General features: G+C 36.3%; 16 protein-coding genes and 2 tRNA genes. 2 read left to right on the top strand and 16 right to left on the bottom strand.

What is annotated here, in order from left to right; genetic code table 11:
* The first annotated feature begins 206 nt into the window (after positions 1-206).
* Positions 207-701 carry a LiaI-LiaF-like domain-containing protein gene (locus VBD025_RS09895; protein ID WP_430784975.1) on the top strand — a complete coding sequence of 165 codons (495 nt, stop codon included), beginning with the start codon at positions 207-209 and terminating at the stop codon, positions 699-701.
* A 31-nt stretch (positions 702-732) separates the two neighbouring features.
* Here the strand turns inward: VBD025_RS09895 and VBD025_RS09890 are convergent, their stop codons facing one another.
* From VBD025_RS09890 to VBD025_RS09815, 16 genes are all read right to left on the bottom strand, one after another.
* A complete protein-coding gene (locus VBD025_RS09890; protein ID WP_430784973.1) occupies positions 733-1,473 on the bottom strand; it encodes an amino acid ABC transporter ATP-binding protein in 741 nt (246 codons plus the stop codon).
* A gap of 15 nt (positions 1,474-1,488) precedes the next feature.
* A complete protein-coding gene (locus VBD025_RS09885; protein ID WP_430784971.1) occupies positions 1,489-2,151 on the bottom strand; it encodes an amino acid ABC transporter permease in 663 nt (220 codons plus the stop codon).
* Between the two features lie 140 nt (positions 2,152-2,291).
* Positions 2,292-3,113 (bottom strand): transporter substrate-binding domain-containing protein, encoded by an 822-nt coding sequence (locus VBD025_RS09880; RefSeq protein ID WP_430784969.1) that lies wholly within the window; start codon positions 3,111-3,113, stop codon positions 2,292-2,294.
* A 332-nt stretch (positions 3,114-3,445) separates the two neighbouring features.
* Positions 3,446-4,027, bottom strand: coding sequence for a ribosome biogenesis GTP-binding protein YihA/YsxC (yihA, locus tag VBD025_RS09875; protein WP_430784967.1), 582 nt, complete (start codon positions 4,025-4,027; stop codon positions 3,446-3,448).
* Positions 4,014-6,344: an endopeptidase La gene (gene lon, locus VBD025_RS09870; RefSeq protein WP_430784965.1), complete on the bottom strand. Its 2,331-nt coding sequence runs from the start codon at positions 6,342-6,344 to the stop codon at positions 4,014-4,016. The genes yihA and lon overlap by 14 nt, the downstream gene beginning before the upstream one ends.
* A gap of 320 nt (positions 6,345-6,664) precedes the next feature.
* On the bottom strand, positions 6,665-7,942 hold the full coding sequence (clpX, locus tag VBD025_RS09865) for an ATP-dependent protease ATP-binding subunit ClpX (RefSeq protein ID WP_430784963.1): 1,278 nt from the start codon (positions 7,940-7,942) through the stop codon (positions 6,665-6,667).
* 344 nt (positions 7,943-8,286) lie between these two features.
* Positions 8,287-9,573 carry a trigger factor gene (tig, locus tag VBD025_RS09860; protein ID WP_430784961.1) on the bottom strand — a complete coding sequence of 429 codons (1,287 nt, stop codon included), beginning with the start codon at positions 9,571-9,573 and terminating at the stop codon, positions 8,287-8,289.
* 140 nt (positions 9,574-9,713) lie between these two features.
* Positions 9,714-10,691 carry a tetratricopeptide repeat protein gene (locus VBD025_RS09855; protein ID WP_430784959.1) on the bottom strand — a complete coding sequence of 326 codons (978 nt, stop codon included), beginning with the start codon at positions 10,689-10,691 and terminating at the stop codon, positions 9,714-9,716.
* A 131-nt stretch (positions 10,692-10,822) separates the two neighbouring features.
* Positions 10,823-10,896: transfer RNA gene (locus VBD025_RS09850), tRNA-Arg, on the bottom strand.
* A gap of 14 nt (positions 10,897-10,910) precedes the next feature.
* A tRNA-Gly gene (locus VBD025_RS09845) sits at positions 10,911-10,984 on the bottom strand.
* A 126-nt stretch (positions 10,985-11,110) separates the two neighbouring features.
* The gene (locus VBD025_RS09840; RefSeq protein ID WP_430784957.1) at positions 11,111-11,623 is read right to left on the bottom strand and encodes a metallophosphoesterase; all 513 of its coding nucleotides are present in this window, start codon (positions 11,621-11,623) and stop codon (positions 11,111-11,113) included.
* A gap of 15 nt (positions 11,624-11,638) precedes the next feature.
* Positions 11,639-12,232, bottom strand: coding sequence for an XTP/dITP diphosphatase (locus VBD025_RS09835; protein WP_430784955.1), 594 nt, complete (start codon positions 12,230-12,232; stop codon positions 11,639-11,641).
* Entirely contained in the window at positions 12,232-13,002 is a 771-nt protein-coding gene (gene rph / locus VBD025_RS09830; protein WP_430784953.1) for a ribonuclease PH, read from the bottom strand. Before rph ends, VBD025_RS09835 begins: the two co-directional genes overlap by 1 nt.
* 164 nt (positions 13,003-13,166) lie before the next feature.
* Entirely contained in the window at positions 13,167-14,216 is a 1,050-nt protein-coding gene (locus VBD025_RS09825; RefSeq protein WP_430784951.1) for a GerMN domain-containing protein, read from the bottom strand.
* Positions 14,217-14,388: 172 nt separating this feature from the next.
* On the bottom strand, positions 14,389-15,204 hold the full coding sequence (gene racE / locus VBD025_RS09820; RefSeq protein WP_430784949.1) for a glutamate racemase: 816 nt from the start codon (positions 15,202-15,204) through the stop codon (positions 14,389-14,391).
* 26 nt (positions 15,205-15,230) lie between these two features.
* On the bottom strand, positions 15,231-15,710 hold the full coding sequence (locus tag VBD025_RS09815; RefSeq protein ID WP_430784947.1) for a MarR family winged helix-turn-helix transcriptional regulator: 480 nt from the start codon (positions 15,708-15,710) through the stop codon (positions 15,231-15,233).
* Positions 15,711-15,974: 264 nt separating this feature from the next.
* Between VBD025_RS09815 and VBD025_RS09810 the strand changes: the two genes are divergently transcribed.
* A complete protein-coding gene (locus tag VBD025_RS09810; RefSeq protein WP_089531918.1) occupies positions 15,975-16,199 on the top strand; it encodes a helix-turn-helix domain-containing protein in 225 nt (74 codons plus the stop codon).
* The last annotated feature ends 36 nt before the right edge of the window (positions 16,200-16,235 follow it).

Genomic DNA, 16,235 nt, shown 5'->3' with positions numbered 1-16,235 from the left:
CAAAAAACTTAAACATAGTACTATAATTTATTATAACATATAATTTGATTGTTATTTTCGACAAAAAGTGAACAGATTTCGACTCCATATGTTACTATAATATGGACATAGTCTCTTATAAAATGAACTCGTATGTACTTTACCATAACAGTATACTATTATCAAGAGATTGACCTGTTAAACTAGGCATATAGAAAGGAATTGTAATGAAAAAACAACATTTTTTTGCTGGCTACTTATTGATCGGAATTGGACTCTATTTTTTACTAAAACAACTTAAGCTCCCGATAATTACAGATTTTTATTCATGGCCAACACTTTTTATTATTATCGGACTTGCTTTTCTTATACATAGTTACAAAACTAAAGATTATCAAAATTTGTTTAGCGGTACAGTAATTTTGGGCTTAGGCATACACTTTCATGGTGTGAGCCACTATTCTTTCTGGATTGACCACTGGGGGGTCTATCTGTTGATAGTTGGTATTGCATTTATAGTAAGGTTCCTCAAAACTAAAGATGGCCTGTTCATGGGATTAACTTTTATCTTTTTATCCCTACTTGTCATTTTTCCGGTTAATTTACCACCATACTTAAGCTGGTTATACCAATTACTTGAACTGATTGAAAACTATTGGCAACTCTTATTGATTGGTCTTGGGATATTCTTTTTAACACGTAAAGATAAGAAGAAGCGCTAATTCATAATAGAATTAGCGCTTCTTCTTATCTTTACAATATTGAACTTAAAAATGCTTGTGTTCGTTCTTCTTTCGGGTTATCAAACAGGTCTTTTGGATTGCCCGTTTCAACAACTTTGCCATCATGCATATAGATAACCCAGTCACCAACCTCTCGTGCAAATCCCATTTCGTGTGTAACTACTACCATGGTCATTCCTTCTTCAGCAAGCTCCTTCATGGTGGATAATACTTCTCCCACAAGTTCAGGGTCAAGGGCTGATGTTGGTTCATCGAATAACATAACCTGTGGCTTCATTGCTAGTGCGCGCGCAATGGCCACTCGTTGTTTTTGACCACCAGATAATGTCGATGGATAAACGTTATATTTATCGCCTAATCCAACTTTATCAAGTAGTCTTTTTCCATCTTTTATTGCTTGCTCTTTCTTAATCCCTTTCACCTGTGTAGGGGCTTCTATAACATTCCCAAGTACTGTTTTATGTGGAAAGAGATTAAAGTGCTGAAATACCATGCCAACACGCTGGCGTACCTTATTCAGGTCATGCGTATCTCTTTCAATTTGTTCCCCTTGAAGTGTGATAATTCCACTATCCTTTATTTCCAAAAAATTCAGCGAACGCAATAAAGTACTTTTACCTGAACCACTAGCTCCTATTAAAACAACTACTTCACTCTCTTTTACCGTCATGTCTATATCTTTCAATACGTGTAAATCCCCGAAGGACTTATTCAATTTCTCAACATTGATTATTTCCTGCTTTTCGCTCATACTAGCCCCCCTCACTTAATCACTTCTAGATAATTTTTTCTCAATTTGATTTACAATTATGGTAAGAATTAATACGATGAATAGATAATAAACAGCAACTGTCAGATAGTAAGGCAGATAATCAAAGTTATTGGCACCCTGTGTACTAGCTACACCAAACAGTTCCTGCATTCCGATGAACGAAACAAGTGAGGAGTCTTTAATTCCGATAATGAATTGATTACCTAAGGATGGTACTGCTCTTCTAAATGCTTGAGGTAAAATAATTCTTCGCATTGTTAAACCTTGTGTCATACCAAGCGTACGCCCAGCTTCTCGCTGTCCTTTATCAATTGATTGGATAGACCCACGAATAATTTCCGCGATATAAGCACCACTATGAAAGGCAAGACCTGCAGTACCCGCCCAGAATGGTGAAAGAAGAATAACTTCTGCCAAACCATAGTAGAGTACAAAAATTTGCACGATCAATGGCGTGCCTCGCACTATCCATATGTATGCGTCAGCGATCCATTCTAAAATTTTTATATTAGAAATTTTAAATATAGCAAAAATCAAACCGATTACAAAAGCAATCGCTAATGAAGCTGCTGATAAAAGAAATGTCAGCTTAAGTCCTTCAATAAAAAGATCAAAACTACCAGTAAATACTTCGTAAAAATGAATTATAGCATCCAACCAGTTCAACTCCTTCTTAGGAAACTCGGATAGTTACCTCATATTCAGTTAATTTCTTTAAATATAAATTATTCGTTTAAGTGTAAATGCAAATGTGCGCAAGATATGCGCACATTTGACTAATTAAATTATTATTTATGTTACTCAGTTGCTTCTGGTTCTTCGGTAATATCAACACCGATCCATTCCTCTGAAAGCTCTTTTAATTTACCGCTTTCTTTTAATTCCTTTAAAGCATCATTAATTGCTTTCTCAAGCTTGTCATTATCTTTTGGAAGCGCAATTGCTTGTTTACTGACACCTAGTTGACCACGACTTTCTAATTCCAAGCCATTCTTAATTGCAGTTTCTCCAGTGATTTTATCTGTAATTACTGCGTCATGATGCCCTTTTGCAAGTGATTGGAGTGCTACAACGTCGCTGTCTACTTGTGGAATATCATCCGTATATTCCTGTGCCAATGCGACGTAAGTAGATCCCCTTGATACAGAAATTTCTTTGCCTTTAAGATCTTCAGCAGATTTAATGTCGCTGTCAGGTCTTGTATAGATTACTGGACCAGAATAGTAATATGGCTCAGAAAAATCAACTTGCTTTAAACGATCCTCAGTGATTGTATGACTTGCAACAGCTATATCATAACGGCCTTGTTTTACACCAGTTACAATAGCTGCAAATTTAGCTTTTTGCTGTACAGCTTCTAAACCGAGCTTTTCTGCTACTGCTTCTGCTACCGCAATATCATATCCTACCATTTTTCCATCTTCCATATAACTAAAAGGTTTAAATTCACCAGATGCTGCAAAATTAAGTTTACCCTCTTCAATTAAATCGAATTCTTGGCTGTCTCCTGAAGCGTTACCTTCACTTTCTCCACTAGAATCAGAACCTTCATCTGATCCACATGCAGCAAGAAAGAAAGCAAGCAAAGAAACAATAAACAAAATATTCAGTTTTTTCATAGACTAACCACCCTTTTCTCTTTTTTTTAGTCAAATACTGTGGTATGTAACTAATATAACCCTTTCGAACTGTACGTTTAATTATAGCAATTTGTCAGAAATTGTGCGACCAAGTTATTTTTCTATATTTCAGATTATATCAACAAATTCATCTTTCTAGCTAATATAACTCTGCACATCTTATATATACCCAAAAATGCATTGTTTTACTCTAGTATCCGTAAGAATTTTTCAAAAATACTAACATTATATTTATATTAGTATTGTAGGAATAAAAAAATACTCTTAAGAAGGAAAGAAAAATCCAACTTAAAAGTATTTGCTCTGAAGTCTTATAGATAACTTCTTATTACACCCCATGCTTCATCCTTACCTTCGCCTGATTCTGTGGAAAATGGTATTAGAATATCATCCTTATCCATCTCGAGTGTGTTTCTAGTTCTTTTTATGTGTTTTGAATGCTTTCCCTTAGCTATTTTGTCTAATTTCGTTGCAATCACAATCACAGGAAGCTCCAAATGCTTTAAAAATTGATACATACTAATATCATCTGCCGAAGGTTCATGACGGATATCGGTGATAAGCATTACAGCTTTTAACGTATCTCTGGTCTCAAAATACTCTTCCATCATTACTCCCCATTTTGCACGCTCTGTTTTGGAAACTTTTGCATAACCATAACCAGGAACGTCCACAAAATAAAAAGCCTGATTTATTCGATAAAAATTTAATGTTTGCGTTTTACCTGGTTTCGATGATGTTCTAGCTAAATTCTTCCGATGAATTAATCGGTTAATAAATGACGATTTTCCTACGTTTGACCTGCCTGCCAAGGCAATCTCAGGCAGACGATCATTTGGGTATTGTTTCTGACTTACGGCACTTATAACAATTTCGGCGTTATTTACTTTCATTAGAATCCCCCACTAAGGCATGTTTCAAAACTTGGTCGAGATGATTAACTTTAATAAAAGTCAATTCTTTGCGTACACTTTCAGGAATATCATCAATATCCTTTGCGTTATCTTCTGGAATAATAATTGTAGTTATACCAGCACGGTGAGCGCTTAAAGATTTTTCTTTTAGACCACCGATGGGTAAAACTCTCCCGCGAAGGGTTATTTCCCCTGTCATTCCAACTTCTTTTCTAACTGCTCGTCCAGTTAGTGCGGAAACTAAGGCAGTTGCCATTGTAATTCCAGCTGAAGGTCCATCTTTAGGTGTAGCTCCCTCTGGAACATGAATGTGGATATCAAAGGTTTCATGAAAATCAGAATTTATATTTAATTCCTCTGCTCTGGATCGAATATAACTAAATGCAGCCTGGGCAGACTCTTTCATTACGTCTCCAAGTTTTCCAGTTAGCGTAAGTTTACCTTTTCCAGGATAATGCGATACTTCTATAGCCAGCGTATCTCCCCCAGCTGCTGTATATGCGAGACCAGTTGCAGTTCCTACTTGGTCTTCTAGTTCCATTTGGCCATAACGAAAAACTGGTTTCCCAAGTAATTCTTCTATTTTCTTGGTAGATATAACAACCTTTTTCTTGTCTTCAGATACAATAATCTTGGCTGCTTTGCGACATAGTTTAGCAATTTGACGTTCCAGACTTCGAACTCCTGCTTCTCTAGTATACGTTCGGATTAACTTTAATAAGGCGTCATCACGAATTTGTAAATTACCTTTTTTTAAACCGTTTTCCTTTAATTGTTTTCCTAAAAGATGTTCTTTTGCTATATGAAGCTTCTCAATCTCGGTATATCCTGCAATAGAAATAAGCTCCATCCGATCCAATAATGGACCTGGAATGTTGTTCACATAGTTTGCAGTTGCTACGAATAAGACATTTGATAAATCATAGGTTTCTTCAATAAAATGATCACTAAAATTGCTGTTCTGTTCAGGATCAAGCACTTCTAACATCGCTGAAGAAGGATCCCCTCGAAAATCATTTGACATCTTATCAATTTCGTCCAGGAGAAATACAGGGTTAACGGTTTTAGCCTTTTTCATACCTTGAATAATTCGACCTGGCATCGCTCCGATATACGTACGTCTATGACCTCTGATTTCTGCTTCATCACGAATTCCACCTAGAGACACTCTGACAAAATTACGATTAATAGCTCTAGCAATGGACTTGGCAAGGGATGTTTTACCTACTCCTGGTGGACCTACAATACATAATATTGGACCCTTTATGGAATTAGTTAACTTTTGCACAGCTAAATACTCAAGCACTCTCTCTTTTACTTTATCCAGTCCATAGTGATCTTCGTCCAATATTTTATGTGCATGTTCAATTTCTATCGTATCCTGCGTTTTTTCTGTCCATGGAAGGTTTATTAACCATTCTAAGTAATTACGTATAACAGAGCTCTCAGCGGAACTTTGCGGTACTTTTTCATAACGATCCAATTCTTTTAGAGCAACTTCTAGAATACGTTCCGGCATGTTCGATTGATCAATTTTTTCTTTGATTTGATCAACTTCACCTGTTTTTCCATCCCGTTCACCAAGTTCTTTCTGAATTGCTTTTAATTGTTCACGCAAATAATATTCTTTCTGGGTTTTCTCCATTGAATTCTTTACACGTTGTCCAATTTTCTTTTCTAAATCAAGAACTTTCTTCTCATTAGAAATTAATTTGATTAATCGTTGGATACGCTTTTTGACATTTTCAGTTTCTAGAAGCTCTTGTTTCTCTTTTAATTTTAAAGACAAATGTGACGTTACAATATCTGCGAGATGACCTGCTTCTTCAATATCAGAAACTGTTGCAAATGTTTCATGGTTAATTTTGCGTGAGACTTTGATATATTGTTCAAACTGGTTTAATAGCGAACGCATTAATGCTTCTTCTTCATTTTTGTCCCCACGTTCTTCTACAATTTCTTCCAGTTCAACCATAAATTCATCTTTTTCTTCCGTAAAGCGAATAATTTCCGCACGATATAAACCTTCAACCAGCACACGGTTAGTACCATTAGGTAACTTAAGCATCTGTTTCACTTTCGCTACGGTGCCAATACGATAGATGTTTTCAGGAGTAGGGTCGTCCACACTCACTTTTTTCTGTGCAGCTAAAAATATAGTTTGATCTTCCATCATCGCTTTCTCCAAGGCTTGAATGGACTTCTCCCGTCCCACATCTAAATGTATTACCATTGACGGGAAGACAAGTAAGCCACGTAATGGGAGGAGTGGGAGTTGAAGAGTCTTATTAGTCATTTTATGTACCTCCATTAATATCAGTTAAGTTTTCTATAAGTTCATCATATAAGCGTAACACGTTTTGCTACGCATGTAGGAAGTTACTCTTCCTTAACTGTAAAGTCTAAAGAAAAGCTATCCATTTGTAAATATTTACGATCTTTTCAGATTCAGTAAATGATTTACTATAGTATTACCTCGTCATGTGTATGTATGAATGAATAACAAAAGAAAAAGACTGACTTCGAATTAATTAGGACTTCTGCTTATTAACACGAAAGCAATAGGAAGAGCTAATCATTCTATGTCAGTCTTCAAACCAGTATCATTACCTTTATTTATGCACTTTCTTTTGGTAACGGTTTGTTATCATCTTGTACTGTTCCATCTTTAAAGATGAGCTTAGGCGTTCCATCTTCTAATAGAACTGTCTCTTTAGTGATAATACATTTTTCAATATCATCTCTAGAAGGCAACTCGAACATAACTTCAAGCATTAATCCTTCAATTATTGAACGTAAACCACGAGCTCCAGTTTTTCGCTCAATTGCATTTTTGGAGATTTCAATTAGTGCTTCCTCTTCAAATTCCAATTCCACATTATCAATTAAGAACAGTTTTTCATACTGTTTAACTAATGCATTTTTTGGTTTTGTCAGAATTTCAACAAGTGCCTCTTCATCTAATGGCTCCAGTGCACCAATTACAGGTAATCTTCCAATAAACTCAGGAATTAAACCGTAACGTAAAAGATCTTCAGGTAATACTTTTGCCAGAAGTTGACCTACTTCAAGGTCCTGTTTTTGATCGTCTGCACCAAAACCGATTACTTTTTTACCGAGACGGCGCTTAATTATTTGATCTATACCATCAAACGCTCCACCACAGATGAACAAAATGTTCGTTGTATCAATCTGTATGAATTCTTGATGTGGATGCTTACGTCCGCCTTGAGGTGGAACGCTTGCTACTGTTCCTTCAAGAATTTTCAGTAATGCTTGCTGTACGCCTTCACCTGAAACATCTCTTGTAATTGACGGGTTCTCAGATTTTCTGGCAACCTTATCAATTTCATCGATATATATAATTCCTTTTTCTGCTTTCTCTACATCATAATCAGCAGACTGAATTAGCTTTAAGAGAATATTTTCAACATCCTCTCCCACGTATCCAGCTTCCGTTAATGAAGTAGCATCCGCTATAGCAAATGGTACGTTCAAAATTCTTGCTAGTGTTTGAGCAAGTAATGTTTTACCACTCCCTGTTGGTCCAAGCATTGCAATATTACTCTTGGATAACTCAACATCATCATTATTTTTCGGTGCATTAATGCGCTTATAGTGGTTGTAGACAGCAACAGATAGATTTTTCTTAGCTTTATCCTGCCCAATTACATAGTCATCTAAAATCTCGCAGATTTCTTTTGGCTTTGGTACTTCTTTAAATTCTGTATCTTCTTCTGTACCAAGCTCTTCTTCGACGATTTCTGTACAAAGATCAATACATTCATCACATATATATACGCCTGGGCCGGCAACTAGTTTACGTACCTGGTCTTGACTCTTTCCACAAAAAGAACATTTTAATTGACCTTTTTCTTCATTGAATTTAAACATTCCATTTCACCCCTAAAAGTCTAAATCTACTTCTAATTTCTAAAACATAAGAACAACTTTCTTAGCCCATCATATCAAAACAAAATTAGAATACAAAACAATATACTTTACTATATTTATTTTTTTATTATGGAGAAATAATTCAAAAAGTCAAATCATATCTATTTAGATTTACTTTTTATGTATTTCCCCAACTTAATTACTATTTATTATATGTATGTAACAACCAGAAAGATTATTTTTTTTCCTCTAAAAAGCTGCAAAAAATTGTAAAACAAGGCACGAAATATCGTACCTTGTTAGTAATAGACTGATTCTGTTTTAAATAAACATACAAAGCTGAATTAAACTGATTTACTTACTTCAACTAAGAAATCCATTGCTCTTTTAAATTTCAAATCTTCTTTAATAGCATCTGTATTTCCACCAAGCATCTGCTTTAACTGTTCAACATCTGTTTGGTACATAGAAGACATGTTTTCAAGCTCTTTATCTACATCTTCGTCAGATACTTCAAGATTTTCTTGATCATAAATAGCTTCTAAAGTTAAGTTAGTTTTAACACGTTTTTCAGCGTCGGTCTTCATTTGTTCTTTTAATGCATTTTCATCTTGTCCAGAGAATTGGAAATACATTTCCATTGTCATACCTTGCATTTGAAGGCGTTGTTCAAATTCTTTGATCATACGGTCAATTTCAGTTGTTACCATAGCTTCAGGAACAACAACCTCAGCATTATCTGAAGCTTTTTCTATTAATGTTTCACGCTTTTGGTTTTCTGCTTCTTTTTTCTTTTGTTCTTCTAATTCAGCTTTTTTCTTTGATTTCAACTCATCAAGTGATTCAACTTCTTCATCTAAATCTTTTGCAAATTCATCATCAAGTTCTGGTAATTCTTTTGTTTTAATTTCATGAATTTTAACTTTGAATACCGCTTCTTTACCTGCAAGGTCTTCAGCATGATACTCTTCAGGGAAAGTAATGTCGATTTCAGTTTCTTCGCCAGTTTCTTTACCTACTAATTTCTCTTCAAAACCAGGAATGAACTGTCCAGAACCGATTTCAAGCGAGTGGTTTTCGCCTTTTCCACCCTCGAACGCTTCACCGTCCAAGAATCCTTCGAAATCCATAACGACAGTGTCGCCCTGTTCCACATTACCTTCTTCTTTAACAATTAACTCTGCATGCTGCTCACGTTGACTCTCGATTGCTTGTTGAACGTCATCGTCTGTAACTTCAACAGATTGTTCTTCAACTTCTAAGCCTTTATAGTCGCCAAGCTTCACTTCAGGTTTAACAGTTACTTTAGCAGTAAACACAAGGTCTTTACCTTGTTCGATTTCTTCGATATCCACTTCTGGCTGTTCGACAGGCTCGATTTCTGTTTCTTTTACAGCGTTCGTGTAAGCTTCTGGCAACACGATGTCCACTGCGTCCTGATAAAGTGACTCTACACCAAAACGATTTTCAAAAATTTTACGTGGTACTTTCCCTTTACGGAATCCAGGAATTTGAATGGTTTTCACCACTTTTTTAAATGCTTTATCTAATGCCTTGTCAAACTCCTCGGAACTAACCTCAATCGTTAGAACTCCTTCATTACCTTCTTGTTTTTCCCATTTTGCTGACATGTAAATCCCTCCAAAATCTATTGATTAAAAATTTTTCACAATTAACTAGTATTTAATTTCTGAAATATAGTTACCAAATTTACAACCCTATCATTATAACATAATTACCATGTCTTTCAAGCAATAGCGGCTACAGCCGTTCACTCTTCAATAACGCTTAAGTATAGCGTTTCACACAATTTAACTTCCTCTTGATACCGCAATACTTCTGAATCGATTTCCTCTGTTAATGACTGGTTAATGCCCAAGGTTGTTTCCCCTATATTAGTCAAAGCTTTAGCTATTTCTTTAACATGAATATTCGATGGCATGATTGGGTATCTGACGTAAATATAACGATACAGCAACGTCTTGATAAACTGATACAGTGTTGGGTTCTTGTGTTCAACCTCGGAAATAAACAGTAAGATTTGTTTATATGTTCCATGGACATTAATCTGAGAAACCTTGCTTGGTATAACACTCATTTGAATATCTAACTTATGTATATCAACATTCTCTTCGACTTGATTATCCTGCAGCCACATGAAAATAGCAGTTTTTGTAACTGGATGTATAAGACTTTCCGTTAATAACTTGGACGTTGTTTCCAGTGAAGGTGACGCGTTTATCTTACGTAAGTTTTCTACTGTTCTCCATTGTTTCACATGATCTTTCTCACGTATAGCTTCTACCAGCTGGTTTATGTATTTTGTACTTCTTTCATCTTTTATCTCAACATTCATTTTCTCGCTCATCGCATATAATTGTTGAAATTGTTGTCTCATTGGGTGGGGGATTGTGGATGATTCCACTTCAAGATCAACCAAGTCCATTAATTTTTTATACTGATGGGTTTGAAATAATATGGTCAAATAAATGTGGAGGTAATGGTAATAATTTTCATCCTTATCCCTTAGTAACCTCTCACTTAACTCTTCAGCATCGTCATGTCTATCCAATTCCATCAGACATATCAATTTGCCGATCAAAATTTCATGGTTGTTTACCTGGTAATCAAGCAGCTGATCAAGCTTATGTAATGCTTCTTCGTATCTTTTTTCCTTTAATGCAAATAAACTTTCCTCTTCTAATTTCTTTTTCCATTTAGGAAATAGTATGACGTTTTCCTTTTCCACTAATAATTCACCCCCTTCAGTATCATAGTCAGATACACCTAATAGTTTCCCTCATTCTTAAGAAACTAAACAGTCCTATATGGAAAAAGGGAAACCTATTTTATAAATCATAGGTTTCCCTTTTCTTTTAGTGTCCCAGGCAGGATTCGAACCTGCGACCCACAGCTTAGAAGGCTGTTGCTCTATCCAACTGAGCTACTGGGACAAAGAAATTATGTATGGAGCGGGTAGGGAGAATCGAACTCCCATCATCAGCTTGGAAGGCTGAGGTTTTACCACTAAACTATACCCGCAATTAGTCAGCAATTCATTTTAACGGACAAGAATCATTATATGCACTAGGAGTTTTTTTGTCAATACTTTGCTAATAAAAAATCAAAAGTGCAAGCTTATTAACTACTTGTTAATAAGCTCGCAACCTATGATAAGGAGGTGTAGTACGTTAAGTGATCAACACATTTTCCATCAGTGGTATAAAACGAAACACATATATCATCCGCGGTTTCCCATTCCATAATGGCATAGGTTTTCTCCTGTATACCTTTTGGCAATCTAATACTTCCAGGATTAATAAATAACTGTTCTCCTACCTTCTCTGCGCCAGCAATGTGTGTATGGCCAAATCCAATAACGTTTGCAGCTAGTTCTTCCGCCCTGTAGGAAATTGTACTTAATCCTGATTTGACTCGGTGTAAGTGACCGTGCGTAATAAAAAACTTTATCTTTTCAGCCTCAAAGATTTGTTCGTCTGGTAATCTGCTGTCATAGTCGCAATTTCCCCTGACTTTGATGAAGCCGTCCATCTGATCATCATCAATCCCTAACTCTGAGTCACCGCAGTGTACCATATAATCTACATTCACTTGTTTCTTTATATGAGTGATTTCACTTGTTAATCCGTGGCTGTCACTCAGTAGCAATACTCGTTTCACGTTTTATCACTCCTTTTACAAGTTTCTTATCCACTCATCCAGTTGTATAATTGCATTTTTCCGATGACTTATTTTACTTTTTTGGACAGGTGTTAGTTCAGCCATTGTTTTTTTGGAATTTCGAGGAATAAATATTGGATCGTACCCGAACCCAAATTCACCCGATGGGGCAGTCGCTATAGAACCTTCACAAGCACCCTTATACAATGTTGTTCTTCCATTTGGCTGAGTAAGTGCCAGAACACAGATAAATCTCGCTGTACGTTGCTCTACTGGCACATCAATTAGATTTGTTAAGACCTTATCAATGTTTAACGCATCATCCTTCATTTCACCAGCGTATCTAGCAGAGTAAATTCCTGGTTCGCCGTTTAGTGCATCAACCTCTAGCCCAGAATCATCAGCGAGCACCGGTACATTCAGTAACGCTGCAATTTCTTCAGATTTCAGTGCTGCGTTCTCTTCAAATGTCGATCCAGTCTCTTTAACATCCGGAATTTTTTCATTTAAATCCAGTAATGATCTCGCACGTATCCCATACACTGAAAAAAATTCTATGAATTCTTTTGCTTTGCCCTTATTTCTTGTAGCTATGATAATTTCCTTCATTATTTCTTGCCACTTGAATGAGCTTGTTTTGTTTCTCCAACTTTCTCCGCAAGATCGCCGAGCACAGTTTTTTGTTTCTCCATTATTTCCTGAAGTCCCTTTGTTGCCAGCTTCAGCATACTTTGCAGCTGAACATAGGAGAAAGTTGCTTCTTCGCCTGTTCCCTGAATTTCTACAAATTCTAGTGCTCCCGTCATTACAACGTTCATATCAACTTGTGCATTCGAGTCCTCTACATAGTTCAAGTCAAGAATTTCCTGACCGTTTTCTAATACGCCAACTGATGTCGCAGCTAAAAAATCCGTAACAGGCATTTTATCAATTGCTTTAGCGTCCAGCAACTTTCCAAATGCTAGTACTACAGCGACAAACGCGCCAGTAATAGATGCGGTCCTAGTACCCCCATCTGCCTGTATTACATCACAATCAACCCACACAGTTCGCTCACCTATTTTATCCAAATCTACAACTGATCGTAGTGCCCGCCCAATTAAACGTTGAATCTCCATTGTTCTTCCACTTACTTTTCCTTTAGAAGATTCACGTATATTACGCCTATCTGTCGCTCTAGGCAGCATAGAATATTCCGCCGTTATCCAACCTTTACCTTGACCACGTAAAAATGGTGGTACCTTATCTTCTATACTCGCGTTACAGATAACTTTCGTATCTCCAACACGGATCAGTACAGAACCTTCTGGATGTTTAATAAAATCAACAGTCATATCTATATCGCGTAAACTATCTAATTCTCTATTATCATTTCTCACAAAAAACGCCTCCTTAATTCCAAAATTAATCGTAACACATTTTTCTAAATCGAAACACTCATATACTATCTTTATTTATAATGAATTTATACATTGTCGATCCGTATACACAAGCAAAAAAAGGCCGATACACAGCCTTTTTAAATTGTTATTTTAAAATTATTCTATAACTTTTCTGCTGGTGTAACCATCTGTTTAGTAACCGGTTCTGTATACGCTTCTCCCGCTTCATTAAAGATCTGTTCTAACTGGCCGACATTTACATCTACAGCTTTTATCTCTGCATTCTCAGTAAATGTTCTGACTAATGTTTCTACAACATCATCAGAAATAGTTGCTTTTTCTTTATCTTTTAATATCTCATCGTTAAATACTAATTTAAGTACCCCATCATTTAATTGTGGTTCTTCCATTAATGAAACAGATGAACTGAACACTTGCATCATGTTGGTATTATATTGCGGTCCTTCAATTAACGCACTGACAATGGATTCATACTGATTAGTGGCATTCATTTCTATATACTGTGTAACTGGTACAAAATAACTCGTATCATCGTGAGAAGTCGGATAGTACATTGTAACTGGCTCGCTGTTTAAATAATCGATGGTATCGGTCTGAAAAATGTTTATTCCATTAACCCTAGAATACCCATCAGACAATGGAGTACCATTTACCGGCATTTCATCTAAAGGATACCCATTAACCCGTAGCTTTATCTTGTTAACACTATCATATTGAGTTAGCGTATATGTCATTGCCTGCAGAATTTCCAATTCCTCTTCCGACTTGTAATTTTCAAATTCACTGGATACATCCACAATCATTGTGCCATCTTCCTGAAGATCTAAACCAAGAATTTCTGTACCTGCAGGAAGCACAGCCTGAAATCCATTTGGCAAATGCTGTGTCACTGGTCCGTCTTTCACTAGATATTCAAGAGCTTGTGCAGCAACTTCCTGTGTTGCAGGTAATTCAACAGCTTGTGGTACAACCATCCCATTTGAATCAATTAGAAACAACTGGGTTACTACTGTTTTTTCTTCTGCTGCTTCTTTACCCTCTTCAGTTGCAGTTGAATCTGTGCCATTCACCTCTTGAGTATCCTGTGGTGGATCAACTTTCTCTAACGATTGTTCGCCTTGAAAGCATCCAGTCAATACGACGGAAATACTCATTATTCCTGTTATCAATAAAATACCGCGCTTCCGCATGTAATTCCCTCCTACGATGGTTTGTACTATTATATATACGAGCCTATCGTAAAATTAGACCTAACTTAGGCAAATATTTTCTTCGGATTGTATTCCTTAAGCCATGGATCGTATTTCGTGGATCGCGGACCGTATTTCAACGCAAAAAAAGACCCTGCCGAAGCAGAATCTACTAATTAATCTTGACTTGTTCAATTAAGACGGCTTGTGCTTTTCTACCTGAAGTGATAAATAATCGTTCTGTTATATTTTTAAAAGTTGTAAGTTTACCAGTAGTAAAGAATTGATGTTTGGGAACCCGTTCACCTTCATAGAGTATTTCGTGAAACTCTAATAGTGTACTCGTTTCCCGGGCGGTTTCCTCACTAGAGGAGATAATGGATACACGCTCCCCAATTACCTGCTGGATGGTGTCTTTAATTAATGGATAATGGGTACATCCCAGGATCAATGTATCTATATGATTGTTGTCTTTCATTGCCCGCAGTGATTCAGAAACAATTTGTAACGTAGTATCCCCATTTAAAACCCCGTCTTCTACCATAGGCACAAATAGCGGACATGCTAGAGCGTTGATCTGGATCTTTGAATGAATATTTAATAATGCTTTTGAGTAAGCTTTACTTCGAATTGTACCCTCAGTACCTATAACACCGATATGCATATTTTTAGTAGCATTAATAGCTGCACGTGCACCAGGGTTAATAACACCGATTACCGGAATTTCCAATTGTTCTTGCAGTTCTGATAAAGCGAATGCAGTTGCTGTATTACAAGCGACTACGAGCATCTTAATTTCCTTTTTCAGTAAAAAGTCCACCATTTCCCAAGTGAATTTTTTCACTTCTTCCGCTGACCTCGGTCCGTATGGACATCTTAACGTATCCCCTACATATAAAAGTCTTTCCTTTGGTAATTGACGCATTAACTCGTGCGCAACTGTTAAACCGCCTACACCCGAATCAATGACTCCGATTGCTTGATCCAACAAAAATCGCCTCTTCTTAGTTGTTATTATTTATCGTTAACAAATTTCATTTCGTCATGTAAGAAATTTAATAATTTATTTAATGTTTCCGTTTCTTCAATTGAAAATTTAGTGAGTACTTCACCAAGATATTCCTGACGTTTGTTTATAACTTCATGAATAATGTTGTATCCCTTTTTCAGTACATGTATCCGAACGACACGTCTGTCACTGTCATCACGAACACGTTCCACTAGTTCATTCTTCTCCATTCGATCAACTAAATCAGTTGTCGTACTAAAAGCAAGATCAATTTTATTTGATAATTCACCTATTGTTAAATCGCCTTCTTCCAACAACCATTGTAATGCTACAAATTGTGGTGAAGTAATAGGATAATTGTTTAATATTTTACGTCCATTTTGCTTAATTGCTCCAGCAATATAGCGAAGGCTTTTCTCGGCTTCAGCAATTGCTTCACTTGCGACACTATTTTCCAAGTGGGTGACCTCCCGATATACTAGCATGTGTTTCAACTTTTGATACAACATTCGTTATTCATGGTAAATTTTCGCGCACTTTTAATACCTTTACTAGTTTCAACTTATGTAACTTAGGTATAATTATAGCAAAAAGCACCCATTTTCTGTACCTTTTTGCATTTCGCTAATAACAGTTAACCTTAATTTCATAAAATTGTGTGCACTGATTACTAAAGGATTCATAAGCTATATTGACTAAATAATTTCCCTTCGTTCTACAGCTTTATGTCAGCAAGGAGGGGTTAACATTTGAAGGACAACGACTACAAACCAAAGCAATTATTAACAAAAAGGGAAAAAGAAGTTTTCGAATTACTCGTACAAGATAAAACTACTAAGGAAATTGCCCAGGAATTGTTTATTTCTGAAAAGACTGTCCGAAATCACATTTCAAATGCTATGCAAAAACTAGGAGTCAAAGGGCGATCGCAAGCTGTATTAGAGCTTATTCGCATGGGCGAATTGAAGCTCTAAAAAAAACCGACTATCAATACATGGTAGTCGGTTTTA

Source organism: Virgibacillus flavescens (assembly GCF_050574275.1).
Classification (GTDB): Bacteria; Bacillota; Bacilli; order Bacillales; family Amphibacillaceae; genus Virgibacillus_F; species Virgibacillus_F flavescens.
The sequence above is the reverse complement of the archived record's forward strand: the minus strand, read 5'-3'. Positions and strand labels throughout refer to the sequence as shown.

What these genes read in the sequence shown, in the direction of transcription:
- VBD025_RS09815 (WP_430784947.1), bottom strand. Translation starts at nt 15,710, where the DNA reads ATGCTAGTATATCGGGAGGTCACCCACTTGGAAAATAGTGTCGCAAGT.
- VBD025_RS09880 (WP_430784969.1), bottom strand. Translation starts at nt 3,113, where the DNA reads ATGAAAAAACTGAATATTTTGTTTATTGTTTCTTTGCTTGCTTTCTTT.
- lon (WP_430784965.1), bottom strand. Translation starts at nt 6,344, where the DNA reads ATGACTAATAAGACTCTTCAACTCCCACTCCTCCCATTACGTGGCTTA.
- tig (WP_430784961.1), bottom strand. Translation starts at nt 9,573, where the DNA reads ATGTCAGCAAAATGGGAAAAACAAGAAGGTAATGAAGGAGTTCTAACG.
- VBD025_RS09890 (WP_430784973.1), bottom strand. Translation starts at nt 1,473, where the DNA reads ATGAGCGAAAAGCAGGAAATAATCAATGTTGAGAAATTGAATAAGTCC.
- yihA (WP_430784967.1), bottom strand. Translation starts at nt 4,027, where the DNA reads ATGAAAGTAAATAACGCCGAAATTGTTATAAGTGCCGTAAGTCAGAAA.
- VBD025_RS09835 (WP_430784955.1), bottom strand. Translation starts at nt 12,232, where the DNA reads ATGAAGGAAATTATCATAGCTACAAGAAATAAGGGCAAAGCAAAAGAA.
- VBD025_RS09825 (WP_430784951.1), bottom strand. Translation starts at nt 14,216, where the DNA reads ATGCGGAAGCGCGGTATTTTATTGATAACAGGAATAATGAGTATTTCC.
- VBD025_RS09895 (WP_430784975.1), top strand. Translation starts at nt 207, where the DNA reads ATGAAAAAACAACATTTTTTTGCTGGCTACTTATTGATCGGAATTGGA.
- clpX (WP_430784963.1), bottom strand. Translation starts at nt 7,942, where the DNA reads ATGTTTAAATTCAATGAAGAAAAAGGTCAATTAAAATGTTCTTTTTGT.